This window comes from Amycolatopsis sp. NPDC004169 (assembly GCF_040610315.1).
GTDB lineage: Bacteria > Actinomycetota > Actinomycetes > Mycobacteriales > Pseudonocardiaceae > Amycolatopsis.
In genome coordinates this window covers 280,924-305,520 of record NZ_JBEXMD010000001.1, presented here as the reverse complement: position 1 = coordinate 305,520, position 24,597 = coordinate 280,924, and the positions used below count along the sequence as shown (strand labels likewise).

Annotated in this window: 13 protein-coding genes; 9 read left to right on the top strand and 4 right to left on the bottom strand. The window is 73.2% G+C overall.

Annotation, left to right across the window (positions count from 1 at the left end):
• Positions 1-1,987: 1,987 nt before the first annotated feature.
• Genes ABZX11_RS01465 through ABZX11_RS01440 form a run of 6 tightly spaced genes read left to right on the top strand, consistent with a single transcriptional unit; the run spans position 1,988 to position 15,056 of the window.
• Positions 1,988-5,962 carry a toxin glutamine deamidase domain-containing protein gene (locus ABZX11_RS01465; RefSeq protein ID WP_354908824.1) on the top strand — a complete coding sequence of 1,325 codons (3,975 nt, stop codon included), beginning with the start codon at positions 1,988-1,990 and terminating at the stop codon, positions 5,960-5,962.
• Positions 5,959-6,396, top strand: coding sequence for a hypothetical protein (locus ABZX11_RS01460; protein ID WP_354908821.1), 438 nt, complete (start codon positions 5,959-5,961; stop codon positions 6,394-6,396). Before ABZX11_RS01465 ends, ABZX11_RS01460 begins: the two co-directional genes overlap by 4 nt.
• Complete coding sequence (locus ABZX11_RS01455; protein ID WP_254897060.1) at positions 6,393-7,808, top strand: TNT domain-containing protein; 1,416 nt, start codon at positions 6,393-6,395, stop codon at positions 7,806-7,808. The genes ABZX11_RS01460 and ABZX11_RS01455 overlap by 4 nt, the downstream gene beginning before the upstream one ends.
• Positions 7,809-10,052 (top strand): ADP-ribosylglycohydrolase family protein, encoded by a 2,244-nt coding sequence (locus ABZX11_RS01450; protein WP_354908817.1) that lies wholly within the window; start codon positions 7,809-7,811, stop codon positions 10,050-10,052. It begins immediately after the preceding gene.
• 16 nt (positions 10,053-10,068) lie between these two features.
• Entirely contained in the window at positions 10,069-13,113 is a 3,045-nt protein-coding gene (locus ABZX11_RS01445; RefSeq protein WP_354908815.1) for an ADP-ribosylglycohydrolase family protein, read from the top strand.
• A 35-nt stretch (positions 13,114-13,148) separates the two neighbouring features.
• Positions 13,149-15,056, top strand: a complete 1,908-nt coding sequence (locus ABZX11_RS01440; protein ID WP_354908812.1) for a TNT domain-containing protein — start codon at positions 13,149-13,151, stop codon at positions 15,054-15,056.
• Here the strand turns inward: ABZX11_RS01440 and ABZX11_RS01435 are convergent.
• Genes ABZX11_RS01435 through ABZX11_RS01425 form a run of 3 tightly spaced genes read right to left on the bottom strand, consistent with a single transcriptional unit; the run spans position 15,043 to position 18,654 of the window.
• Positions 15,043-15,894 carry a class I SAM-dependent methyltransferase gene (locus tag ABZX11_RS01435; RefSeq protein WP_176173858.1) on the bottom strand — a complete coding sequence of 284 codons (852 nt, stop codon included), beginning with the start codon at positions 15,892-15,894 and terminating at the stop codon, positions 15,043-15,045. The genes ABZX11_RS01440 and ABZX11_RS01435 overlap by 14 nt on opposite strands.
• Before the next feature lie 12 nt (positions 15,895-15,906).
• Positions 15,907-17,214, bottom strand: coding sequence for an ATP-binding protein (locus ABZX11_RS01430; RefSeq protein WP_354908810.1), 1,308 nt, complete (start codon positions 17,212-17,214; stop codon positions 15,907-15,909).
• 3 nt (positions 17,215-17,217) lie between these two features.
• Entirely contained in the window at positions 17,218-18,654 is a 1,437-nt protein-coding gene (locus tag ABZX11_RS01425) for a CCA tRNA nucleotidyltransferase (RefSeq protein ID WP_176173856.1), read from the bottom strand.
• A 101-nt stretch (positions 18,655-18,755) separates the two neighbouring features.
• On the opposite strand from ABZX11_RS01425, the gene ABZX11_RS01420 reads away from it, so the two are divergent.
• Together ABZX11_RS01420 and ABZX11_RS01415 are read left to right on the top strand one after the other, a co-directional pair.
• Positions 18,756-19,310 (top strand): NUDIX hydrolase, encoded by a 555-nt coding sequence (locus tag ABZX11_RS01420; RefSeq protein ID WP_176173855.1) that lies wholly within the window; start codon positions 18,756-18,758, stop codon positions 19,308-19,310.
• Complete coding sequence (locus tag ABZX11_RS01415; RefSeq protein WP_354908807.1) at positions 19,307-21,457, top strand: DUF6049 family protein; 2,151 nt, start codon at positions 19,307-19,309, stop codon at positions 21,455-21,457. The genes ABZX11_RS01420 and ABZX11_RS01415 overlap by 4 nt, the downstream gene beginning before the upstream one ends.
• Before the next feature lie 385 nt (positions 21,458-21,842).
• Here the strand turns inward: ABZX11_RS01415 and ABZX11_RS01410 are convergent, their stop codons facing one another.
• The gene (locus tag ABZX11_RS01410; RefSeq protein WP_354908805.1) at positions 21,843-22,625 is read right to left on the bottom strand and encodes a hypothetical protein; all 783 of its coding nucleotides are present in this window, start codon (positions 22,623-22,625) and stop codon (positions 21,843-21,845) included.
• 213 nt (positions 22,626-22,838) lie between these two features.
• On the opposite strand from ABZX11_RS01410, the gene murJ reads away from it, so the two are divergent.
• Positions 22,839-24,566 carry a murein biosynthesis integral membrane protein MurJ gene (gene murJ, locus ABZX11_RS01405; protein ID WP_254897493.1) on the top strand — a complete coding sequence of 576 codons (1,728 nt, stop codon included), beginning with the start codon at positions 22,839-22,841 and terminating at the stop codon, positions 24,564-24,566.
• Positions 24,567-24,597 lie beyond the last annotated feature (31 nt).

Below are 24,597 nucleotides of genomic sequence, written 5' to 3'. Positions count from 1 at the left end.
TGGACAGTCGCCGCAGAGTGCCCAACCGCACCCCGGGCAGCCCGGCGGAGCCATACCGCGCGGCGCACAACCGGGTGGCCAGCAGCATGTCGGCCAGACAGGTGGACAGCCGAGGCACGGTGGGCCGCTCGCTCCCGCAGGTCAGCCGCCCCACGGCATGCAGCCCCCGTTCAACGGACACGCCAACCAACCCGGCGGCCAGCCACCCCACGGAGGGCAGGCGGCTCACCCAGGCGGGCAACCTCCGCACGGGCTGCCGGGCGGGCAGGCTCCGCACCGGCCGCAACCGGGCGGGCAACCGCCGCACGGTGGGCAAGTACCGCACGGTGGGCAGCCGCTTGGCGGGCGAGCGGATCACTTGGGCGGACAACCTCCGCACGGGCTGCAACCGGGCGGACAGGTGCCGGGCGGAGGTCAGGCTGGCCAGCCCGGTGCGCAGCAACCGCATGGCGGTCAGGCCGGTGGGCAGCCGCCACACGGTGGGCAAGCCGGTCAGTCCGGTGTGCAGCAACCGCATGGCGGGCAGGTCGGTCAATCCGGCGGGCAGGTGCCGCACGGTGGCCAAAACGGTCAACCCGGCGGGCAGCCGACGCACGGTGGCCAGGCCAGCCAGCCTGGCGGGCAGCCGCCGCACGGTGGGCAAGCCAGCCAGCCCGGCGGGCAGCCGCCACTTGGTGGGCAAGCCGGTCAGCTCGGTGGGCAGCCGCCACATGTCGGGCCGGCGGGGCAGGTGCCACGCAGCGGGCAAACCGGTCAAGCTGGTGGGCAGGCGGCCGGTGGGGTGCCGCCGCATGGCGGGCAGTCGGGGCCGGGTGGGCAGCCTCCGTTGGCGCCTGGGATGCGACCGCCTCTTGGGCAGGTTGGGCCTGGGGGTCAGCCGCATGCGGCGGGGTTGCCGCCGCAGGATGCGCGGCGGGTGCCGCCGCATCCGGGGGTGCCGCCGCATGGTGGAGCGCACTCCGGGATGCCTCCGCAGGGTGGTCCTCGGCCGCCGATTTCCGGGGGGCAGCGGCCGGGTGGGTATCCGAATCAGCCTCGTGGTCCTCAGGGACCCGGGCCGCATCCCGGTGGACGGCCGGCGACGCCGCCTCCGCCGGGTGGACGGCCGCCGCATGATCCTCGGGTGGGGTCGGCTTGGCCGGGTGGGGGGTCGCAGGTTCCGCCGCCTCGGTTCGGGGCGCCGCAGGAGCACTTGCCTCCGCGGGGACCTTCCGAGCCGCCTCGGCCGGTGGATCGTGCGCTGGAGCAGCCGCGGCCGTCCGAGCAGCCGGCTGCCGAGTCCACGAAACCGCCGGTGGCCGAGCAGTCGCCCGTGCGCGAGAGGCCGGTCGAGCGGACGGACCAGCACCCGGGTGCGCCGGCCGAGCAGCCTGCCGCCGGGCAAGAACGGCCGGCCGACGAACGACCGGTCGACCGGGACTCGTCCGCTGCCGAGCGGCCCGATCAGCGCGCGCCCGGGCAAGACCACGCAGGCGAACCGGCGCCGGAACGCCCGGCTGAGCCTGCCGGCGAGCGGCCGGCTGGCGACAATTCGGCCGCTGGCGAGCGGCCGGATCGCCGCGCGCCCGAGCAAGATCGCACAGGCGCCCCGGAAAACGCGGCCGAGCAGCGAACGCCTGGCGATGGACACCTGGCCGACGAGAATCCGGCCGGGCGCGAGCGCCCAGCTGAGCAGGCCGCAGGCGAGCGGCCTGACCAGCACGCAGGCGAGCAAGCCACCGAGCAGCACACGCCGGAGCGGGACCGTGCAGGTGAACCGGCGCCGGAACGTCCGGCTGATCACGGCGCGCCCGGTCACGAGGGGCCGAGCGAGCAAGCCACCGCCGGGGATGAAACTCCGCAGGACCACGCCGACGAAATCCCGGCCGGCCAAGACCCCGCCACGCCTCACGACTACGGCCAGCCCGGCCTGGACGAGCCCTACCTCACCGATCCTCGGTTCCACACCGATGATCCCGCCGGCATCAGGCGGATCGAAGACACCTTCATGGACTCCGGGCGCCACAGCCAGGTCGATGGGGAGTGGCGGCACGAACAGGTCCGGCGCGAGGCGCTCGCCAAGCGCGACGCCGCCCACCCCGGCATGTCCGATGCCGGGGCCGTTGCCGTGCACGCCTACACGCGCTACGAGATGGTCGGTCCGCTCAACCACGCCCTTCGGATGGGCAGCCCCGAGCTTCCGCACCTCGCTCCTCAGGCCGCGGCGCTCGTCTCCGGGCTGAACGAACTTCCGCCGCACGAAGGGATCGTGTCGCGGCGGGTTGACTTCAAGGGTGATCTCTCGGGGCTGCAAGCCTTCCTCGCCCGGTTCCACGAGGGTGCGCACATCACCGAACCGTCGTTCCTCAGCTCCTCGAAGGTCGACGCGCAGCACCCGCGGAGCCGCTTCCCCGGCGAAGTCGAGATGCGGATCCAGTCCAAGACCGGGCGGGACGTCGAGGACCTGGCCAGCATCAAGGACGAGCACGAAGTCCTCTTCAAGGCCGGGACACAATTCAAGATCACCGGCATCGAAGAAGGCCCCGGGCACCCCAACGCCAACCCGCGTCAGCCTGGCGAGCCGCACTACATCGTGCACGCTGAAGAGGTCGCGCCCGGCGAGCCGGGGCACCTCGGTGAGGCCGATGCCCGGGAGGCCATCGAGCAGCGCCGGGCCGAGGAACGCGCCGACGAAGCACGCCGTCAGCGTGAAGCCGACGAAGAGCTGGAGCAGTTCTACGCCGAGCACCCCGAGTACAAGCCCAGCGGTGACCTGGCCGGCAAGCTCAACGCCTTCGACCCGCCGGGCGCCGAACCGCTGCCCGAACGGCGGCCGCCGGCTACCGGGGAGCCTGATGGTGGGTGGGCTCGGCTTGCCGAGCCGCTCGCTCCCGGTGGGCCGCCCGTGCTGCACGCCGGGTCCGTCGAGACGCCGCAGCAGCACGCGCGTCTTCTTCGCGACGCCGTTCCCGAGCTCGCCGGGGTCAACACCCGCAACCACTACAGCCCCGAGGGCCTCGAAAACGGCTACCGGACCAACGCCGCCGAAGCGATAGTCGCCTTCGATCGGCGGATGAACGGCGAGGACGTCGTGGCCGGGCCGGCCCGGCAGCAGAGCCTCGGCGGGCAGTGGGACAGCCGGGGGAGCTTCGACGACGTTGCCCGTGACCTCGGGGAACGTCCGGTCGGCGCGCGGTCCGCCGTCGCCTTCGAGACGCCCGAAGGGCAGTCGCGGCTGATCGCCGCCGTGCACACCGAGCACGGGGTGCTGTTCGCCGATCCCGTCACCGGGCGGCTCGCCGAGCTCCCGCCCGACGCCACCGGGATCCACACCACGCCGCTCGGCGGCGGGGAGGCGCAGCACGTCGCCATCGGTGACCGGCTCAACCCGCCCGCCGAGCGGATCGCGCACGACGAGGGCTACCTCTTCGACGGCGAGCACCGCGGCACCCCGGCCGACCACGAGAGCATCCGCCGGGCGGTCGGCGACGAGGACATCTACCAGCAGATCCACGACCGCGCGCTGGCCCGCCGGGACGCCGCCGGGCTGCCGGTGAGCGACGAAGGCGCCGTTGCGCTGCACGGCTACACCCGCGGCGAGTACGCCTACGACGTCAACGAGGCCCTGCGCCGCGGCCCCGGGCACCCCGGCTTCGACCTCGCGCAGCAGAACACCCGCGCGATCGTGGACGGCCTCAACCAGATCACGCCCGAGTCCGGCGAGACCGTCCGCGCCTACGACGTCGGCGGCGATCCGCACCTCGCGGACCTGGTCGCCCGGCCGTACGAGCCGGGCTCGGTGATCGTCGAGCCCGCCTTCTCCAGCGCATCGATCAAGACCGACGAGTTCTCGACGTCGAAGTTCGGCGACGACATCGAGTTGCACGTCCGGTCGGACAACCTGCGCGACATCTCGAAGCTCGCCGAAAACCCGGGCGAGCGCGAGGCGCTGTCGCCGCCCGGAACCCAGCTGCTGGTCCACGAGAAGCGCCTGGAGATCGGGCCGGACGGCCGCCGCAAGTGGGTCATCGTGGCCGAGGAGATCGGGCCCGGCCACCCGCGCTACCTCGAGCCCGAGGCCGCGCGGGAGAAGATGGCCGAGCGCCGGGCCGAGAACGACCACAACGCCGCCGAGTTCGAACGCCGCAGGCAGGCCGCGATCATGGAACGGCTGGGCGGTCTCGGCGAGCCCGAGCACGTCACGCCGCACGAGCCGTCGGTCCACGACGTGCAGGACACGCCCGCGGAACCGCCGCCGCCTCCGGTGTCGGTGCACGACTACTCGCGGCTGGCCCGTGCGACGAACCCGCCCGCCGAGCCCGCCATCCACGCGGGCGGGACGACGCCGTCGGAGCGCGCGGCCTACGTGCACGACCGCCACCCGCACCTGCGGGACGTCAACCCGGGCTTCCACCAGCCGGGTGCCTTCGAGAACGGCTACATGACTAACTGCACGCGCGGTCCACGGGCCTACATGGACCAGCTACGCGGTGTCGACACGACGGCCGAGCCGATCCTGCCGCACGAGATGGGCAGCCGCGGCACGCTCGAACACCTCGAGGGCGAGTTCGGGCAGACGTTCTCCGCCCGCGGCAGCTACGACGACGTCATCCGCGAGATGCGCGGGATGCCTGTCGACCACCACGCCGTCGTCGCGGTGAAGTACCCGGGCCCGAACGGCGTCGAGTACGGGCACGTGGCGATGGTCGTGCACACCCGCGAGGGCGTCGCGTTCATCGACCCGCAGTCCGGCGACCTGATGCACCTGCCGCAGCCGGCGAACAGCGTCAAGCTGATGCACATCGGGACGCCGGACGAGGTGCACGCCCGGACCGAGAGCCACAGCGAGCACGACCCGGGAGAGGCGCACGGCGGCGGTTACGGGGCCGCGGAGCCGGTGGGCGCGCACGCCGAAGCGGAGCGTTTCCTCGCCCGGGAGGACCTGCAGGCCGCGCTGGCCCACCCGGACCTGGCGAACGCGCACGTCGAAGCCAAGGACGAGCTCGGCCGCGCCCACGACCTGGGCCCGCTCAAGGACTACCTCGAAGCGCAGCTGCCGAACCGGCCCGAGCTGGTCCGGCTGCTCGGCGACGAGGCCAACGCCTACATCGCCGACTCGCTGGCCCAACGCCCGCTCGCGCTGGGCAACCTGCTCGCGCACGACGAGGCCGTGCGGATCTTCGAGGAATCCCTGCAGGACGTCCACGAGCAGCGCGAGCACGGCACGCTGCCGGAGGAGATCCCGGCCGAGCCCCACCACATCGAGCTGGGCGAGACCGAGCGGCGGGTGTCCGAGGAAGCGACCGCGGACAACGCCCGGTACGAGGACGCCGACCGCCGTCAGCCGCCGTACCCGCGGGAACACCTCGGCAACGCGACGGAGTTCAAGAAGTACCTGGACAACGTCTACGAACGCGCCGAGGTCGCGATGGCGAAGCTGCGCGAGGTCGTGCCGGACATCGCGGCCGAGACCGAAGGCGAGCCGGACCTGCGCAAGACGCTCAAGGGCCGGGGCCGCGCCGAGGACAAGATCGAGTCCAACTACGGCGGTGACCCGTCGCGGCTGACCGACATCGCCGGCGGCATCGTCCGCTTCGACAAGATCGAGATGCTGTACGCCGCGTTGGAAAAGATCCGGGCGCGGGACGACATCGAGATAGTCGAGTTCGAGGACCGGTTCGTGAAGCCGCAGCCCGCCGGGTACAGCGACCTGCAGATGAAGGTCCGGATCGACGGGCACGTCGCCGAGTTCCGGCTGCACCTCAAGGCGGTCGACGCCGTCTCGGCCTACGACCACGCGCTCTACGAGGTGCGCCGGGACATCAAGGCCCGGGCCGTGGACGAAGGTCCCGGGCCCGATCCCGAAACCGGGAAGAAACGGGCGCGGCCGTACACCGCGGAAGAGCAAGCCCTGATCAACGCCCTGCTGAAGCGGGAGCGGGAGAAGTTCTGGGAAGCGCTGAACAAGAGGCCGGAGCAATGACGATCGAGACGCCGGCGTACTTCCGGCACCACGACAGCCCGTACCGGCTCGACAAGACGGCCGACGGCGGGCTGGCCGGGTCCATCCTGGACTGGCGGACCGGGCGGTTCGTCGAGGACAACACCAAGATCGACGACGTCCTCTTCGCGCAGGCCGGCGACATCGGCCCGCTCACCGAGCAGGAGTTCGTGATCCGGACCGAGGACCTGCGGCGCGAGTACCTCCGCGGCGACGGCCCGATCTTCGCCCTCTACGACACGATCAGCGCCATGCACTCGGTGGCCCGCGAGCAGGGACGGCCGCTCAGCCGGGAGGAGGCCGCGCTCAAGGTTTCGCTGTACCGCCGCACTTTCCGGATGTGGGACGACGAGTTCGCGCGCCTCGACGCCGGGCAGCCGCCGACCTTCGGCTACACCTCGACCTTGGCGCAATGATTCACGTGGAACATCGACTTTCGCCCGACGAGCAGCGCACTCTCCTGGTGCGGCTGGGAAAGCTCGTGCGCGAGCACCGGGTCAACGCCGCCGTCCCCGCCGTCGCGGACTTCCGGCAGGTCGGCAAGCACACCGAAACCGCAGGCCACAACACGGCGACACCGGACGAGCTGATCGGCCTCTTCACCGAACTGCGGGCCGGCATGTACACCGAAGGCCGCGGCACCTGGCTGCAGGCGCGGTTCGCCCTGAACCCGGACGGCAGCTTCGACTTCGACTTCGCGCTCGACGACGATCCGCTGTGGACCGACGCGCCCGAGCCGGCCGCCTGGCCGGAGGAGCTCGCCGCGTTCCCGCGGGCCGACGAGCATATCCCCGATTGGTGGCGGCTGCGCGCGCAGCTGCCGCTGGGCGTGGTGTTCCGGCACGCCGACACCGGCGGCCCGGACGTCGAACGGCCGCCGCTGACCGACACCGAGGTGCCGCTCGTGCTGCAGTACCTCGAGCGCGAGGCCGTCGTGCACGAGACCGAGGACGAGCGCTTCCACACCGACGGCACGTGGATCTGGTCCGACGCCGTCCCGCTGCTGCTCGCGAAGCACGGCGTGCCGCCGGAGCCGGACCTGGTCGCGCACATCCGGCGGCACCACTTCCAGCCGCCGTACGTCGAGCCGCTGGTCCGGCGGACCGCCGAGGCGGACCTGCTGGGCAAGCCGCGGCCGAAGCCGGGCCGCGCCGACGTGAAGAAAACCGCCGGTGACGTCGCCGCCGAGCTGGAGACCACGCCGGACCCGCAGCTCGGTGACGAAGAGCTGCTGATCGTGCTGGTGCAGCGGCTCGGCGAGCACGGGGTGTGGCCCGAGGCGTACCGGGTCGGCGAGCGGGCCGACGGCGCCTGGTGCCTCAACTACACGCCGGACGGCTGGGAGGTCGCCGCCTACGCCGGCGGGAAGCCGCGCGAACCGAAGTACTTCGCCCGGCTCGAGTACGCCGCCCAGCAGCTGCTGGGCGCGTTGCTGCTGCACCCCGCCCGGATGACCGCCGGGCACGAAACACCGCTGGAAACCGCGAAGGAGCTCGACGACTGGCCGGTGCACCCGGCGCCGGGTGAGCCTCCCCTCACCCTGCTCCGCAACAAGCGCATCACCAGGCTGGTGGCGGGTACGGTCGTGCTGCGCTTCGGCGAGGAACCCGGCAACCTCGTTCACCACGGCGAGGTACGGTTCGCCACGACGTCGCTGCCGCTCGAACGCGAACGGGTGCGGCGGAGCTACCGGCTCAGACGCCCCCTGCACGTGATCACCGGCATCACGGTTCCGTGGGCGAACCTGCCGGGTGGCGCGGTGGCCTTCGTGCTGCCGAAGACGATCGCCGAGCACGAGTCCGACGGAAGCCTGGAGAGGATCGAGTAGGTGGAAGCGGCGGAAGCGATTGCCAAGGTCGGCCAGTGGCTGCGCGCGGTGCACGGCCCGGACGTCTCCGGTCCCGCCGGGCTCCGGGTGGACACCGAGAAGGTCCTGCGCATCCCCGAGGGCTGGTCGGTGCCCTACAACACCATCGCCTTCCTCGACGAGGGCCGGCCGGAGAAGGAGATCTTCCCGCCGCCGTCGGTGGTCGTGCGCGAGCCGGACGGCGAGCTGCGCCAGGCGCACCCGCACCCCGGCGGGCTGTCGGTGCCGGTGGCCTTCCCCGGCCAGGAGAACTGGCGCGAGGTCGTCGACCCCGAGTACGTCAAGGCCGGGCTCGGCGAACTGGGCGTGCCGCTGCAGGCCGTCGCCGGCTGGGTGAAGGTCGACGCCGACGGCAACCAGACCGGCGAAGAGCGCGAGAACCCGGAGTACAAGGCCGGGCCGATCCGCCGCGGCTACCCGAAGCCGGAGAACACGCTGGAGACGCTGCTGTCGTTCGGCAGCGTCGGCTGGCTGACCCGGGAGCTGCTGCTCATCGGGCTGATCCGGTGCGAGGTGTACGTCCCGCTCGACCTGGAGACCGGCAAGACCGACCGGTTCTACTTCGCCGAGGAGCGCAACGAGCTCAAGGTGTTCAGCTCGACCCGGCACCTGCCCGCGCGCGAGCACGGCTGGTGGAAGGTCGACGTCGCCACCCTGGCCGAGTTCGAGCACCCGCCGAACCTGGTGATCAACGGCGGCCCGACGACCATCGAGGACGTCTCCAGCGGCGAGCTCGCGGAGATCGTCCAGCGGTTCCCGCGCCACGAGCCGCGCATCGACGTGCACGGCCGCTGCCCGGAGGCGGAGGAAGACCTGATCCGGGTCGCCACCGAGACCGCGGCTCGGATGGGCCTGCCGGACCCGGTGAAGCCGCCGCTGGCCGCGGCCGAGAAGGCCCGGCGGCGCGGCTTCGAGCTGACCGCCGAGGAGTGCGCGAAGACCGTGCTCGGCGAGTCGTGGCTGAAGCGGCTGAGCATGCCGGAGCCGCCGCGCAGCAAGCCCAACGACCTGCGCGCGAACGGCCTGGCCCCGGCGTACGACAACGCCGGCCGCACGGTGCCGCGGCTCGACACGTTCGGCAAGTACTTCGAGCGGAACCTCGACGGCTACCGCTACGGTTGGCAGCGCGTCACGGGCGCGTACGTCGGCTTCGCGCTCGGCGAGGCCCTCGGCGCGGCCGTCGACCGGATGATGCTGCACGACATCCACGCGAAGTTCGGCATCGAAGGCGTCACCGACCTGATTCCGGCGTACGACCAGCCCGGCCGGATCGGCTCGCTGACGCAGCGGCTGCTCTTCTACACCGAGGCGGCGATCCGCAGCCCGCACCGCGAGCAGCCGGAATCCCGCGAGGCCGAGCAGCTGTTCCCCGACGTCGTCCGCGGGGCGCTGCAGCGCTGGCTGCGCACCCAGGGCGCGCCGATGGACGCGCCGGACGGCTGGCTCGTGCAGGTCCCGGACCTGCACGCCCGGCGGGACATCGACGACGCCGAGCTCAACGCCTACCACCAGCTCGCGACCCTGGCGGCGGGCGCGCCGCCGATGGGCGGCCCGGCCGCGCTGATCCCGGCCCTGCCCGCCGCGCTGACCATGGCCGGGCCCGGCAGCGGGTTCTCCGGCGGGGCGCGGCAGGCGGTGCGGGAGCTGGCCGGCGTCACCCACCCCGAAGAGCAGGACCTGGCCGCCGCGACCTACCTGACCTGGCTGTTCGAGCACGCGCTGACCAAGGAGGCGTTCAGCTTCCCGATCTGGAACACCAGCCGCGAGGTGCTCAACCCGGACAACCAGTTCCAGCAGGGCCCGGAGTGGACGGCGATCAAGGACATGGTCGCCGAGTCGGTGCCGTTCTTCGGCGAGCACGGGCTGCCCGACCTGCGGATGCCCGAACTGATCGGCGACGGCAAGACCACGCTGTCGGTGCTCGGCCGCGCCTTCGCCGCGTTGTCGGGCTTCGAGAACTACCCGGAGCAAGCGCTGCTCCGCGCGGTCAACCACTCCGGCCGCAGCGCGCTCACCGGGGCGATCGCCGGTGCCCTGCTCGGCGCGCGCACCGGGATCCCCGGCCTGCCGCAGAAGTGGGTCGACCAGCTGGAGCTGCGGTACCTGGTCGAGCAGGTCGCTTCGGACGCGTACTGGCACTTCGACCGGCACTCGGCGCTGAGCGCGCTCGGCGACGCGTGGATCGAGCGGTACCCGCGGCATTAGCGCGAGGATGGGGAGAATGGACGAAGAGGAAGCCGTCACCCGCGCGCGGGAGTGGCTGCGCACGCGGCCCGGCGGCGACCGGCTGCGGATCCGGCCGGAGCTCACCACGCGCCGCCCGGACGGCTGGCGCTTCACCGTCAACACCGCCGGCTACCTGGACGGCACCGACATCGGCTCGGGCCTGTTCCCGGGCCCGGTGGTCCTGGTGCCGGACGAGGGTGAGATCCGGTACGACCAGGCGGCGATGGCGAGCACGCCCACCGAAGCCGCGTGGCGGCCGGACGTCGACCCCGAGTTCGACGAGAAGGCGTTCCCCGAGCTGGACCTCCCGCTCCGGGCCGTCCGCGGCTGGACCGGCGCGGACGGCGAGTACCGCCGCAACGAGCAGTACGCGCCCGGCCCGGTCTGGCGCGGGTTCCCGGTGCCTGCGACCGACGCCGAGAAGCTGCTGAACTACCTGGCCGCGAACTGGATCAGCCGCACCGAGTTCGTCCGCGCGCTGCGGGACTGCGAAGTCCTGGTGCCGCTGCTCGAATCCGGGGAGCCGCTGCTGCGTCCCGTACCCGGCACTCGCGAGCGCGAGGTGATCGCCTACAGCTCGTCGGCGAAGGTGCCCGGGCGGTACCCGCGCCGGTGGCGGGTACCGGTCCGCGACCTGCCGCCGTCATCGGGACTGACGCTCGACCCCGGCACGGGGCTGGTCCGCAGCCTCACCGCGGCCGAGCTGGGGACGACCGGCGGCGAGGCCCGGCCGCGGGTGGAAGAGCCCGCGCCGGAAGCCGGGCCCGAGGTCGCCGAGGCGCTGCCCGCGCTGGTCGCGGAGTTCGGCGTCGAGCCGCCCGACCTGTTGGAACGGCACCTGCGGTACGCCCTCGACCAGGCCCGCGACCACCACTTCGAGCTGACACCGAGCGAGTGCGTCCGGTACCTGCGCGGGTTCGCCTGGCAGTACCGCAACGGCGTCCGCCGCCGGGCAGGCCAAGCCCCGGAATGGCCCGCCGACCTGGGTGCGAACGGCCTGATCGCGCACGTCGACGAGGACGCGCGGCCGCGGCCGGTGCCCTGGACGTTCGGGAAGTTCACCGCCTTCGGCACGCTCGCCGACCGCTTCGCGTGGCACCGGATCCTCGGCGCGTACGTCGGCTTCGCGATCGGTGACGCCCTCGGCGGCGGAGCGGATCCGGCCGGTCCGCTCCCGCTGGGCGGCCTGACCCGGCACCTGCTGTTCCACACCGACATCGTGCTGCGCGGCCTGCCGCCGGTGCCGACCGGCGAGGTACCGGCGACACTGCCCGAGCCGGACCCGGTCGGCTGGCTCGCGGTCGCCACCCGGCACGCCGGACCCGCGCCCGCCGAATTCTCCGCACTGCTGGCCACGGCGCTGGCCGCGACCCCGGCCGGCGCGGTCGCCGTGGCGGACGTCGACGGCGAGCAGTACGCGAAGGACGTCGCCCGCGAGCTGACCGGCAGCGCGGCGGGCGCCGAGGTCACCGAGGGCGTCGACCTGCTGATCTCCCTGTTCCAGGCGCTGCTGACGCGGGACGCGTTCGCGCTGCCGGTGCACGTCCGCCTGCACGAGGTGGGCGGTGACCTGGCGGCGTCGACGCTGGCGCTGCGCGCGGACCGCGACGCGGACGACGTGACGCAGCTGGAGTCGATCGGCGACGGCCGGAGCGTCCGGTCGGTGCTCGGCCGCGCGCTGTTCGCCGCGGCCAAGCGCGGCCACGACCCCGAAGCCGCGATCCGCCTCGCCGCGCGGTCCGGCCCGGTGGCCGGCGCGATCGCCGGCGCGCTGGTCGGGGCCCGGGTCGGCGTGCCCGGCCTGCCGTCGGCCGGCAAGCTGCCCGACCTCGGCCTGCTGGACGACATCGCCAGCGACGTCTTCTGGTACTTCAACCGCAACGGTCTCCGGACGGAGACCGCCGAGCACGCACGCTGGGAGCGCCGGTACCCGAGCGGCCGGTTCACCCCCGAACCGAAGGGACCGGACATGCGATCGCGGCTTCGGGGCAGCCTGCTGGCCGGGGCGATCGGCGACGCGCTGGGCGCGAAGACGGAGTTCGACTCGATCGACCGGATCCGCGAGATCGCCGGGCCGGACGGCATCACGGACTTCATCCCCGCGTACGGCGGCGTCGGCCGGATCACCGACGACACGCAGATGACGCTCTTCACGCTCGAAGCGCTCATCCGGGCGCACGCCCAGCTGCGCCGGACCGGGTCCGCGGACGTCGTCCACTCGCTGCAGCTGGCCTACCAGCGCTGGCTGCACACCCAGGGCGTCACCTGGGACCGGGCGCGCGGCCCGCAGTCGACGGCCGAAGCGGCCGACGGCTGGCTGATCACGCACCAGGAGCTGTTCAGCCGCCGCGCACCGGGCCTGACCTGCTTCGGCGAGCTGGAGGCGTACGGCCGCTCGGGCGTCCGGGGCACCATCGAGCGGCCGGTCAACAACTCCAAGGGCTGCGGTGGCGTGATGCGGGCGGCGCCGATCGCGCTGTGGTCGGACGACCTCGCCGAGGTGTTCCGGCTGGGCGCGGAGAGCGCGGCGCTGACCCACGGCCACCCGAGCGGGTACCTGTCGTCGGGCTGCTTCGCGGTGATCGTGCACGAGCTGCTGCACGGAAAGCCGCTGCTCGACGCGGTCGCGACCGCGCGGGCCGAGCTGGTGAAGCACCCGGGGCACGAAGAGCAGGAAGCGGCGCTCGACGCGGCCTTGGCGATGGAGGGCCCGCCGACGCCGGAGAAGCTGGAGCGGCTCGGGCAGGGCAACGTCGGCGAGACGGCGTTGTCGATGTCGGTGTACGTCGCACTGACCACCACGGACGCCGATTCGGCGTTGCTCGCGTCGGTCAACCACAGCGGCGACAGCGACTCGACCGGTTCGGTCTGCGGCAACCTCGTCGGCGCGATGTACGGCGAGGAAGCGCTGCGGCAGAGCTGGCTCGACCGGCTGGAACTCCGCGAAGTCATCGTCGGGCTGGCGGACGACGCGCTCACCGAGTTCGGCCCGGATGCGCCGGCCGACGACCGGTGGTTCGCTCGGTACCCGGTCGACTAGGTTCTTTGGGGCTACTGGGGACGGGGAGGACAAACGTGCGTTACCGGGTAGAGGTGGCCGAACGCCCGGACGGCCTGTATGCGACATGGGGCGAGGGGACCTTCCGCGCGCAGCGGTCGACCACGGACGGCACGGTGCTGCTGTCGGTGCTGCCGGAGGAGGAGGCGCCCGACGGCTTCGACAAGGAGTTCGACGGCCGTCCGGCGAAGGTCGTCCCGGCGAGCGAGGTGCCGTCGACGTTCACGCTGCGCACCTTCGCCGAGTACGACGGCGAGGTCTTCGAGGTCGCGCCGGGTGACCGGCCGGAGCTGACCCTGCGCTGGGTCCGCGACGACGCCGCCCGCGCGGCCCAGCTGGGCCTGACCGACTTCTCGGTCACGGTGCCTGCCAAGCAGGTCACGGCGCTGTGGCAGACGCGGCTGGACTTCACCGAGACGCCGGAGGCGCGCCCGCAGCCGGGCGCCGGTGACCAGAACGCGCTGCTGCGCGCCATCGGCCGGACGCTGCTGCACACCGTGCCCGGTGGCTGGGCGCGGGTCGGCGCGCAGTTCCGGCAGGTCGGCGACTACGCCGAGATCGAGGTCCGCGCGGTCGGCGACGAGGACGGCCCGGTGTCGGTCTCGCTGCCCGCGGCGCCCCGGCTCGGCGGGCTCTTCGCGCGGCTGCGGGCGGCGATGTTCCAGCCCGAGGCCGGAACCTGGTTCCAGGGCACGTTCACGCTGGACGCCGAGTCGAAGTTCGACTTCGACTTCGACGCCGACCGCGAGCCGGACTGGCGGGTGCCGCCCAACGACGGCGGCCGCCCGTCGACCGCCGCCTACGAGCTGGAGCTGGCGAACTTCCCGCGGACGCCGAAGCACCTGCCGCCGTGGCTCACGGCGAAGGCGGGGATGCCGCTCGACGTCGTGTTCCGCAGCGCGCGGGTCGTCGATTCGCACGTCGAGGGCGAGCGCCCGGTGGTCAACCGGCCGCCGGTGCCGCCGGACCAGGTCCGCGGCCTGCTCGACTACCTGTTCCGGGCGCCGGTGGCGCTGCACCGGCCCGCGCCGCTGCCGGACATCTTCGGCGGGCCGGGCGCGAAGCCGGACGTGCCGAACGCCTTCCACACCGACGGCACCTGGATCTGGCCCGCCGCCGTGCCGCACTACCTGCGCAAGTACGGCGTGCCGCCGGAGCCGGAGCTGGTCGAGCACATCCGGGCGGCCGGGTTCCGGCCGCCGTTCGTCGGCGAGCTGGTCCGCGCGACGGCGGAGGCGGAGGTCCTCGGCCAGCCGCGGCCGCCGCAGACGGCCGCCGACCTGCCGGACGACCGCGCACTGACCCGGGTCGCCCGCGGGGAGCAGGTGCGGAACCTGCGGGGCGCCGAGGTCCTGGAGCTGCTCCAGCGGCGGCTCGCCGAGCACGGCGTGCCGGCGGCGGCCTACCGGATCGGCGCCAACGAGATCCCGGCCGAGGGCGTCTGGACGCTGCGGCGCGCCGAGAACGGCTGGGAGGTCTCGCGGCCGCCGTCCGACGAGCCGGTGGCGTTCGGCTCGCTCGGCGACGCCGCCCGGTTCCTGCTCGGCGTGCTGCTGATGCTGCCGCCGCGGCCGGCGGAGGAGTCCGACCAGCCCGCCGACTGGCCGGTGCTGCCGATGCGCGGTGAGCCGCCGTTGAACTTCTACCGCGGCAAGCGGCTGATCACGCTGGCCCCGGGCACCACGGTCGTCCGGTTCGGCAACGAGACCGGCAACCTGGTGCACGCCGAGGGCACGCGGTTCGTCGAGACGGCGCTGGCCTTCGAACGCGAACGCGAAAAGCGGCTCTACCGGGTGCAGCGCGCGATCCGCGTGCTGACCGGCGTGACCGCGCCGTGGGGCGGGATGCCGGGCGGCGCGGTCGCCCACCTGCTGCCGCGGCCGCTCGCCCAGCACGTCGAGACGGGCTCGCTCAGCAGGCAGTGATCAGGACGGCGGGCGACCACCAGTAGTCGGCGAGCGGTTCGACGCCGACCTCGGTGAACCCCGCCGTCCGCAGCTGCTCGGCCCACACCGCGGCCGGGTGCTCCCAGTTGGTCCGCTGCTGCCCGGAGACGATCCCGAGCAGCACCGGCAGCAGGAAGCCCTGGGCGACCAGCGAAGCGTCTTCGCCGTATTCGGCCACGCCCCGCTCGTAGCGTTCGACGAGCGAGCGGAGGTGCTCCGGCGAGCCTTCCTCGAACTCGGGGACGTCGAACTCGGCGAGCACCAGCGTCCCGGTGCGTGGCTGCAGCGCCCGCAGCACCTCGGCGCGCTGCTCCGGCTCGATGGACTGCAGCGCGAACGTCGACTGGACGAAGTCCCAGCCGAGGTCGTCGCGGGCCAGGAAGTCCTGCGCGGTCGACTGCCAGCACTGCGCCGACGGCACCCGCTCGTGGACGCCTTCGAGCAGCGCGGCCGAAGGTTCGACCAGGTCGATCCGGGGTGGGAGGTGCGACGCCTGCTCCAGCGCGGGCACCACGGCCAGGCCGTCACCGCAGCCCAGGTCGAGCAGCGACTCCGGCTTCGCGCTGTCGTACCGGGCGGCCAGCGCGGCGCTCAGCGCCCGGTACAGCTCGACGTTGCCGCCGCCGCGGATGAACGCGGTGAACGCGCTCGGCTGGTCGTACACCGGTGCCGAGCCGTCGCCGGCCAGGTAGGCCCGCAGTTCGTCGGCCAGCGTGGAGCCGGCGCGCCCGGCCTGTGCGGCGAGTTCGGCGGCCTGGTCGCGGTCACCGGACCGGTAGGCGGCGAGGGCGTCGGCGAGCGGCTCGATCGAGGTCATGTTCAGGGCATATCAGAACGGGACCCACAACGTCACTCGCGTGCCGCCCCCGGCGAGTCCCGATTCGACCAGCGACGTCCCGCCGACCTCGGCCAGCCGTGCCGTGATCGACTCGCTGATGCCGAACCCGGCCGGGTGGTCGGCCGCGCTGAACCCGCTGCCGTGGTCGCGGGTGATCACCGCGATGCCGCCGTCGCGCTCCTCGACCCGGACGACGACCCGGTCGGTGCCCGAGTGCTTCATCGTGTTCCGCATCGCCTCGCGGACAGCGTCCCGGATGGCGATCTGGCGGACCTCCGACAGCGTGTCGTCGTCCAGCTCGGCCACCACGAGCTGGGCGCGCAGGCCGTCACGGGCCATCTCGGCGGCGAGCGCGGCGAGCTTCTCGCCCAGCGGCCGTGCGCCGGCTTCGGCCTGCTCGGACGCCGCCGACTCGATCGTGTGCCGGATCTCCATCGCCTGCGCCCGCGCCAGCCGCTGGATCTCCACCAGCCGTTCTTCGGCGTCGCCGGGGACGGGCAGCGCCATCGCCTCCAGGGTCTGCAGCACGGAGTCGTGCAGCCTCCGGTGCTGCTGCGCGCGCTCGGCGAGCCGCCCGTTGCGCGTGCCGTAGGCCAGGGCCAGTCGCGTGCCGAGGCCGGTCAGCACCAGCGCGGCGGTGGCCAGGAACAGCTCCGCGAGCAGCACGGAGTACGTCGAGAAGGCGGCCCCGACGCGGAACCCGCCGGTGTTCAGCCAGTTCGCCAGCATCCGGAGCGGGAAGCTCAGCAGGCCGAACACGACGCCGCTCGGCAGGCCCAGCGCGAGCGTGAGCAGGCCGATCTCGCCGTAGAGGTGGACGCTGGTGACCGCCAGCGCGTCGAAGTACGCCGCCGTCGGCACGGTCAGCGCGATGACCAGCGGCGAAAGCACGGTGAAGGTGAGGTCGACGGCCAGCAGCTTCCCGGCGTCGCGGCCGCGGAACGGCGCCGAGCGGAACATCCAGCGCAGGCCGATGACGTTCAGCGCCACCGACAGCAGCGTGAACACCGCGACCGGCAGCAGCCCGGCCGTGCCGCGCTGGAGGACGTAGACGCCGAACTGGCCCGGCACCGCGAGCAGCCGGTAGGCCAGCGGGATGAGCACGACGTACCGGGTCGCGCGCAGCAGCAGCCCGTCGCGCTCGGTGGGGTCGATCGGGCCCGACATCCGCGAGATGCGCCGCAGCGCGTGCATCGGCGCCGGGTCGGCGATCTCGTCGGGCAGCTCACTCGTGGCGGTGGCGATCGCGGGGGCGCCGCGCCTCAGCAGCGCCACCAGGAAGCTGCCCCCGCCCGCCACGGCTCACGCGTCCCCGACGCCGTTTTCCGCGGCCCACTTCTTCAGCTCGGCGACCGCCTCGTCGTGCTCCAGCGGGCCGCGGTCCAGGCGGAGCTCCTTGAGGAACTTCCACGCCTTCCCGACGTCCGGCCCCGGCTTGAGGCCGAGCAGCTCCATGATCTGCTCGCCGTTGAGGTCCGGCCGCACGCGGTCGAGGTCCTCCTTGGCCTTGAGCGCGGCGATCCGGGCTTCGAGGTCGTCGTAGGTGGCCTGCAGCGCGGCCGCCTTCCGGCGGTTGCGGGTGGTGCAGTCGGCGCGGACCAGCTTGTGCAGCCGGGTCAGCAGGTGGCCGGCGTCGGTGACGTACCGGCGGACCGCCGAATCCGTCCACTCGCCCTTGCCGTAGCCGTGGAACCGCAGGTGGAGGAACACGAGCTGGGAGACGTCGTCGACGATCTCCTTCGAGTACTTCAGCGCCCGCAAACGTTTGCGGGCCATCCGCGCGCCGACCACCTCGTGATGGTGGAAGCTGACGCCGCCGCCCGGCTGGAACTCCCGGGTCGCCGGCTTGCCGGCGTCGTGCAGCAGCGCCGCCAGCCGGAGGATCAGATCCGGTTCCGACGTCGGCTCGTGCGTCTTCTCCAGCTCGATCGCCTGGGCGAGCACGGTCAGCGAGTGCTGGTAGACGTCCTTGTGCTGGTGGTGCTCGTCGATCGCCAGCCGCATCCCGGGCACCTCGGGCAGCACCCGGTCGGCCAGCCCGGTCTCGACCAGCAGCTCCAGGCCCGGCCGCGGATCGGCCGCGAGCAGCAGTTTCGACAGCTCGGCCTGCACCCGCTCGGCGGTGATCCGGTCGATCTCCTCGGCCATCGACGTCATCGCGTCGACCACCCGCGGCGCGGCGGTGAAGCCGAGCTGCGCGGCGAACCGGGCGGCGCGCAGCATCCGCAGCGGGTCGTCGGCGAACGACTCCTGCGGCGTCGCCGGGGTGTCCAGGACCCGCTCGCGCAGGGCACTCAGCCCGTCGTACGGGTCGATGAACGTCTTGGACGCCAGCTCGACGGCCATCGCGTTGACCGTGAAGTCGCGGCGCAGCAGGTCACCCTCGATGCTGTCGCCGAAGGTGACCTCGGGGTTGCGGCCGACGCGGTCGTAGCTGTCGGCGCGGAACGTCGTGATCTCGAGCTGCATGCCCTTCTTCGTCACGCCGACCGTGCCGAAGGCGATCCCGACGTCCCAGACCGCGTCGCCCCAGCCGCTGACGATCTTCAGCACCCGGTCGGGCCGCGCGTCGGTGGTGAAGTCGAGATCGGGGGAGACCCGGCCGAGCAGCGCGTCGCGGACGCTGCCGCCCACGAGGTACAGGCGGTGCCCCGCCCTGGCGAACCGTTCCGCCAGCTCCTCCGCCAGTGGCGAGACCTCCATCAGCCCCACCACCTGCTCCTCGACCACGTCGTTCACGAAAATCCCACTACGTTCCAGGTGCGATAGCTGCAGGCACCGCCGGACACGGACACGGAGAGCCAGCCTACCGGGGCAACCGGTTGCTCTAGCATCGCAGCATGTCTGGATCAGCCGGCCGCCCCGGCGCCTCGAAGCCGCGCAGGCGGCGCAGGCGTCAGCGCGGCAGGCGCCTGACCACGGTCGACGAGACGTCGGCCGGTGGCCTCGTGGTGGACGCCGAGCGCGAGCAGGCGGTGCTGATCGGCCGGCTCGACCGGCACGGCAGACTGCTGTGGTCGCTGCCCAAGGGCCACATCGAGGACGGGGAGACGGTGGAACAGACGGCCGTGCGCGAGGTGAAGGAGGAAACCGGCATCTCCGCGCGCGTCACGCAGCCGCTGGGCACCATCGACTACTGGTTCGTGGCCGAGAAGCGGCGCATCCACAAGACCGTGCACCACTTCCTGCTCGAAGCGCTCGGCGGTGAGCTGTCCGACGAAGACGTCGAGGTCACCGAGGTGGCCTGGGTCCCGCTGGCCGAGCTGGAGACCAAACTCGCCTACTCCGACGAGCGCAAGCTCGTCCGGAAGGCCAGTCAGATACTCACAGAACTTTTCGCGCGCCCGGACGTCCCAGGACGAGACGAGCACGCCCCTGAGGGAGCCCCCGAGTGAAGCGGTTCGCCGCAGCCTTCCTGTCCGTCCTCTTCCTGGCCGTCCCCGCACTCGCCGGGGCCACCGTGGCCCAGGCGCAGGAGGGCGCGCGCCTGCGCATCGACCTCGCCGGGCTGAGCCCGCGGGTCATCACGCAGTCGTCGACGGCGCTGACCGTCACCGGCACGGTGACCAACACCGGCGACCGCCGGATCACCAAGCCGCAGGTCCGGCTGCAGGTCGGGGACCGGGCGACGACCGAGCGCGGGGTCGGCGACGTGCTGTCCGGCGCCGTCGTCAAGGACACCCCGCTGACCGACTTCACCCCGGTCGCCGACGTCCTCGAGCCGGGCCAGAGCGCCCCGCTGAACGTCACCGTGCCGCTGACCGGGCCGCGGGCGGAGCGGTTCGCCCGTCCCGGCGTCTACCCGCTGCTGGTCAACGTCAACGGCACGCCCGAGTTCGGCGGGGCCGCGCGGCTGGGCGCGGTCAGCATGCTGATGCCGGTGCTGACCGGGCCGGGCAAGCAGGCCACCAGCCGGAGCGGCGCGCCGAGCATGACCCTGCTCTGGCCGCTGACCGGGAACGTCCCGCACGTCTACGCGGCGCCGTACGGCAACCCGGTGGTGCTGGCCGACGACCGGCTGGCCGACGAGATCAGCGGGGACGGCAGGCTGAACGCGCTGGTCACCTCGGCCGCCTCGACCGCGCGGAGCAACGCCAACCTCGCGAAGTCGATGTGCTTCGCGCTCGACCCCGACCTGCTGGCCACCGTCGACGCGATGACCCGCGGCTACCTCGTCCACACCGACACCGGGAACGTCGACGGCAAGGGCGTCGAGGCCGCGAAGGCGTGGCTGACCGAGCTGCGCGCGCTGGTCGGCGGCCGCTGCGTGGTGGCGCTGCCGTTCGCCGACGCCGACCTCGACGCGCTCACCCGGATCCGGCCCGGCGACACCAGCCTGGTCACCCGGGCGGCGGCCGGCGCCGCGACCGTCCAGCAGGTGGCCGGCGTCACCCCGCAGACCGGCGTGCTCTGGCCGGACGGCACGCCGAGCGCGGCCGTGCTCACCGCGCTGAGCGACGCCGGCGTGCGGACCGTGCTCACCGACGCGGGCAAGCTCGCGCCCGCCGCGGCCGGTGGCGGCCTCACCGTGCAGGGCAGCAGCGTCCGCCTGCAGCCGACCGACTCGCTGATCTCCGCCGCGCTGGCGGGTGTGCCGACCGTGCCCGGCTCGGTCACCGTGCCGGCGTCGACCGAGCGGGCGGTCGCGAGCCAGAACGGGCTCGGCGCGCTCGCCTTCCGCGCCGGGCTGGGCGTCACCGGCGGGCAGCGGCCGGACCACCTGCTGGTCGCGCCGCCGCGGCGCTGGGACGCCTCGGCCGGGGAGTTCACCGCCTACCTGCAGCAGGTCGGCGACTTCCTGAACGCCGGCCTGGTCACCGCGACCGGGCTCACAGCCCTGCTCGCCGCCGCCCCCGAGGCCTCGGGCGCGGTCGGCGACGGCGGGCCGGACCCGGCCAGGAGCATCGACGCCGCCGTCGTCTCGACGCTGGCCGACCTCGACGACAAGGCCACCGGGCTGGCGTCCGCGATGCAGCTCGACCCCACCAAACGGGTGAAACCGGACGACGTCGTCGAGCCGGTCCGGCTGGCCGAGCTGCGCGGTGCGTCGACGGCGTGGCGGGGGCTGCCCGCGGACGCGGCGACCACGAACGCCCAGGCCGAGCTGGCCGCGATCAGCGGCCGGGTGACGGTCTCGCAGCCGAAGCAGACCATCGCGCTGGCGTCCGGCAACTCGCCGCTGCCGGTGTACGTCAGCAACGACCTGCCGGTCGGCATCAACGCCCGGTTCAGCCTCGACAACAACACCGGCCTGCGCCCGGAGGAGGCCAAGGACTGGTTCTTCCCGGCCAGCGGCGGCAAGAACTACTTCCTGCCGGTGGAGGCGCTGCGGGCCGGCCGGTTCAGCGTGGATGTGTCGTTGAGCACGCCGACCGGTACCCAGCTCGGGTCGCCCGCGCGGTTCGAGCTGACGTCCACCGAGTACGGCGCGATCACCATCATCGCGACCGTAGCCGCAGGTGTGGCCCTGCTCCTGCTCGCGTCCCGGCGGATCTACCGGAGGGTGAAGGACGCCCGCGCGGGACGTGACGTCGTAGCCTGATCGCTCGGCCTTTGAGTGTTCCGGGCGGTTCGCGATTACCCTTGGTCCGCACGTGCGCGGCACCCGGCCGCGGCACCGGAGACGAGCACCGAGGATTGGGCACGCGTTGGAGAGAGAGCCGGGCTTACCACCCGAGCGTGCGGGTCGTCCTCGGCGCGAAGGCCCCCCGCCCCCGCAGCGAGGTGACGGGCCGCCGCGCGGGTCGCAGCCGGTCCGCCGCCAGCAGCCGCCGCCTCCGCCCCCGGAGCGCGGCCGCCGCCAGCCGCCCCGCAACGGCCGCACGCGCCAGATGCCGATGCCCGACGACGCACCGGTCCGCGACCAGCGCCCGGCCCGCGAAGACAGCCGCCCCCGCCGCGGCGACCAGGCACCGCCCGAAGGCCGGTCACCGCGCGCCGACCGCCCGCCGGTCGACGACCGCCCGGTCCGCGGCGGCGGGCCAGCCCGCGACCAGCGCGCCTCCCGTGGCGAACGCCCGGAGGACCGCCCGGTCCGCGACCCGCGTGCTCCCCGTGGCGACCGCCCGGTCCCGGACGACCAACTGCCCCGCGACCAGCGCGCCCCGCGCGGCGACCGGCCCGCCCCGGACGACCGTCTTCCTCGCGACCAGCGCGTGCCCCGCGGCGACCACCCGGCCGCGGACGAGTTCCCGCCCCGCGGCGAGCGACCGCGCGACGACTGGCCCCGGGACGAACGCAGCCCGCACGACGATCGCGCCCTCCGCGACGACCAGCCACGCCGGATGCCGCCGCAGGGCCCGCGGGGTGGCCAGCCACCGCGCAACGCCGGGCCCGCGCCGACGCGCGTCCAGCCCGTCCCACCACACGGCGGAGCACAGCCGGGCCCGCCGCCGCAGAGCGGGGCACAGCCGGCCGTCCCCCCGCCGGGCCTGCCACTGAGCGGCGCCCAGCCCGTCATCTCCCCGGGCGGCTTGCCGGGCCCGCCGCAAGGCAGTGCCCAGCCGGTCGCCCCGCCGGGCCCGCCGCCGCACAGCGGGGCGCAACCGGCCGTCCCCCCGCCGGGCTCGCCGCTGAGCGGCGCCCAGCCCGTCGTTTCCCCGCGCGGCCCGCAGGGCCCACCCGAAAGCGGCCCGCCGCAAAGCGGTGCGCAGCCGGTCGCGCCGCCGCCGGGCGGCCAGCAACCGGTCCTGCCCGGCCCGGCTCCCCACCAGGGCAGGCTCCCGCAGCCCAGCCCGCCGGTGACCCCGCCGCCCGGCAACCCGGCGCTCGGCACCCCGCCGCCGGGCACGCCCGTCCCGCCGCGCGGCCGCGGCTCGCGCCGCCCGGCGCCGGTCCGGCCGTGGCAGGAGGAGGCCACCCAGGTCCAGCGCCCACCGGACCCGGAGGCGACGCGGTTCATCCCGCGCACCGCCGGCGTCCCGATGAACTCGCGCTGGCCGGTCGCCGACCCCGACGTCATGCGGCCCTACGACGCGCTGGCCACCCAGGTCATGCCGGCGCTCAAGGGCCCGCTGGTCAAGCCCCGGCCGGACGGGGAGGCGCCGGAGGAGGCCCCGGCCAAGGCGCCGTCGCTGGCGAAGGCGTCCGGGCGGATGGCGATCGCGTCGCTGATCAGCCGGATCACCGGCTTCCTCTGGAAGCTGCTGCTGGTCGCGGCGATCGGCCAGGGCGTCGCGAACGACTCGTTCAACGTCGCCAACACGATGCCGAACATCATCTTCGAGCTGCTGATGGGTGGCGTGCTCGCCAGCGTGGTGGTGCCGCTGCTGGTGCGTTCACAAGACGACCCGGACGGCGGCGCGGCCTACACCCAGCGCCTGATCACCGTGGCGTTCTCGCTGCTGCTGGTCGGCACGGTGGTGGCGGTGATCGCGGCACCGGCGTTCACGAGCCTGTACGTCGACTCGTCCGGCAAGGCCAGCCCGGCGCTGACCACGGCGTTCGCCTACCTGCTGCTGCCGGAGATCTTCTTCTACGGCGTCTTCGCGCTGCTGTCGGCCGTGCTGAACGCCAAGCAGATCTTCGGGCCGACGGCGTGGGCGCCGGTGATCAACAACCTGGTCGTCATCTTCACGATCCTGGTCGTCTGGATCATGCCGGGGGACATCAACACCACCCAGGTGTCGATCACCGATCCCAAGGTGCTGACCCTGGGCATCGGCGTCACCGGCGGCATCGTCGCCCAGGCGCTGCTGCTGGTCCCGCCGCTGCTGCGGTCCGGGTTCCGGTTCAAGTGGCGCTGGGGCATCGACAAGCAGATGAAGGAGTTCGGCGGCCTCGCGCTGTGGATCCTCGGGTACGTCGCGGTCAGCCAGATCGGCTACACGATCAACACGCGCGTGCTGACCAGCGGTTCACCCGGTGGTGTGACGGCCTACAGCAACGCGTGGCTGCTCTTCCAGCTGCCGTACGGCGTCATCGGCGTCTCCCTGCTGACGGCGATCATGCCGCGGATGAGCCGTGCCGCCGCCGACGGCGACCACAAGAAGCTGATCGGCGACCTGTCCTACGCGTCCCGGATCTCGACGGTGATGCTCGTGCCGATCTCCGCGGTGATGACCGTGGTCGGCGGCTCGATCGGCATCGCGCTGTTCACCTTCGGCAAGGGCACGGTCGAGACGGCCGAGCGGCTCGGTGACGCGCTCGCCATCTCGGCGTTCGCGCTGCTGCCGTACGCGCTGGTGATGCTCCAGATGCGGGTGTTCTACGCCATGAAGGACGCCCGCACGCCGACGCTGATCATGATCGTGATGACGCTGGTCAAGGTGCCGCTGCTGTACCTGTGCCCGGTCCTGCTGTCCGAGGACAACGTCGTGCTCGGCGTGATGATGGTGAACGCACTCACGTTCGTGGTCGGCGCGATCCTCGGCCAGGTCTGGCTGTGGGTGACGCTGGGCAACCTGCGCAGCAAGCGGGTGATCGGCGTGATCCTGTTCACGGTCGTGGCGAGCGCGCTCGGCGTCGGTGCCGCGTGGGTGGCGGGCCAGCTCGTGCCGGACGCGTTCGGCCCGAAACTGGGGGCGTGGGCGAAGCTTTTCCTGCAGAGCATCGTGGGGATCGTGGTCTCGTTCGGGGTGCTGATGGCGCTGAAGGTCGAGGAGCTGAAACCGGCCACGTCGAGGTTCACCCGGTTGATCAAGCGCGGGTAACGATTCCGGTACGGATGGCGACGACTCCCGC

What these genes read in the sequence shown, in the direction of transcription:
- ABZX11_RS01455 (WP_254897060.1), top strand. Translation starts at nt 6,393, where the DNA reads ATGATTCACGTGGAACATCGACTTTCGCCCGACGAGCAGCGCACTCTC.
- murJ (WP_254897493.1), top strand. Translation starts at nt 22,839, where the DNA reads ATGAACTCGCGCTGGCCGGTCGCCGACCCCGACGTCATGCGGCCCTAC.
- ABZX11_RS01435 (WP_176173858.1), bottom strand. Translation starts at nt 15,894, where the DNA reads ATGACCTCGATCGAGCCGCTCGCCGACGCCCTCGCCGCCTACCGGTCC.
- ABZX11_RS01465 (WP_354908824.1), top strand. Translation starts at nt 1,988, where the DNA reads ATGGACTCCGGGCGCCACAGCCAGGTCGATGGGGAGTGGCGGCACGAA.
- ABZX11_RS01460 (WP_354908821.1), top strand. Translation starts at nt 5,959, where the DNA reads ATGACGATCGAGACGCCGGCGTACTTCCGGCACCACGACAGCCCGTAC.
- ABZX11_RS01445 (WP_354908815.1), top strand. Translation starts at nt 10,069, where the DNA reads ATGGACGAAGAGGAAGCCGTCACCCGCGCGCGGGAGTGGCTGCGCACG.
- ABZX11_RS01420 (WP_176173855.1), top strand. Translation starts at nt 18,756, where the DNA reads ATGTCTGGATCAGCCGGCCGCCCCGGCGCCTCGAAGCCGCGCAGGCGG.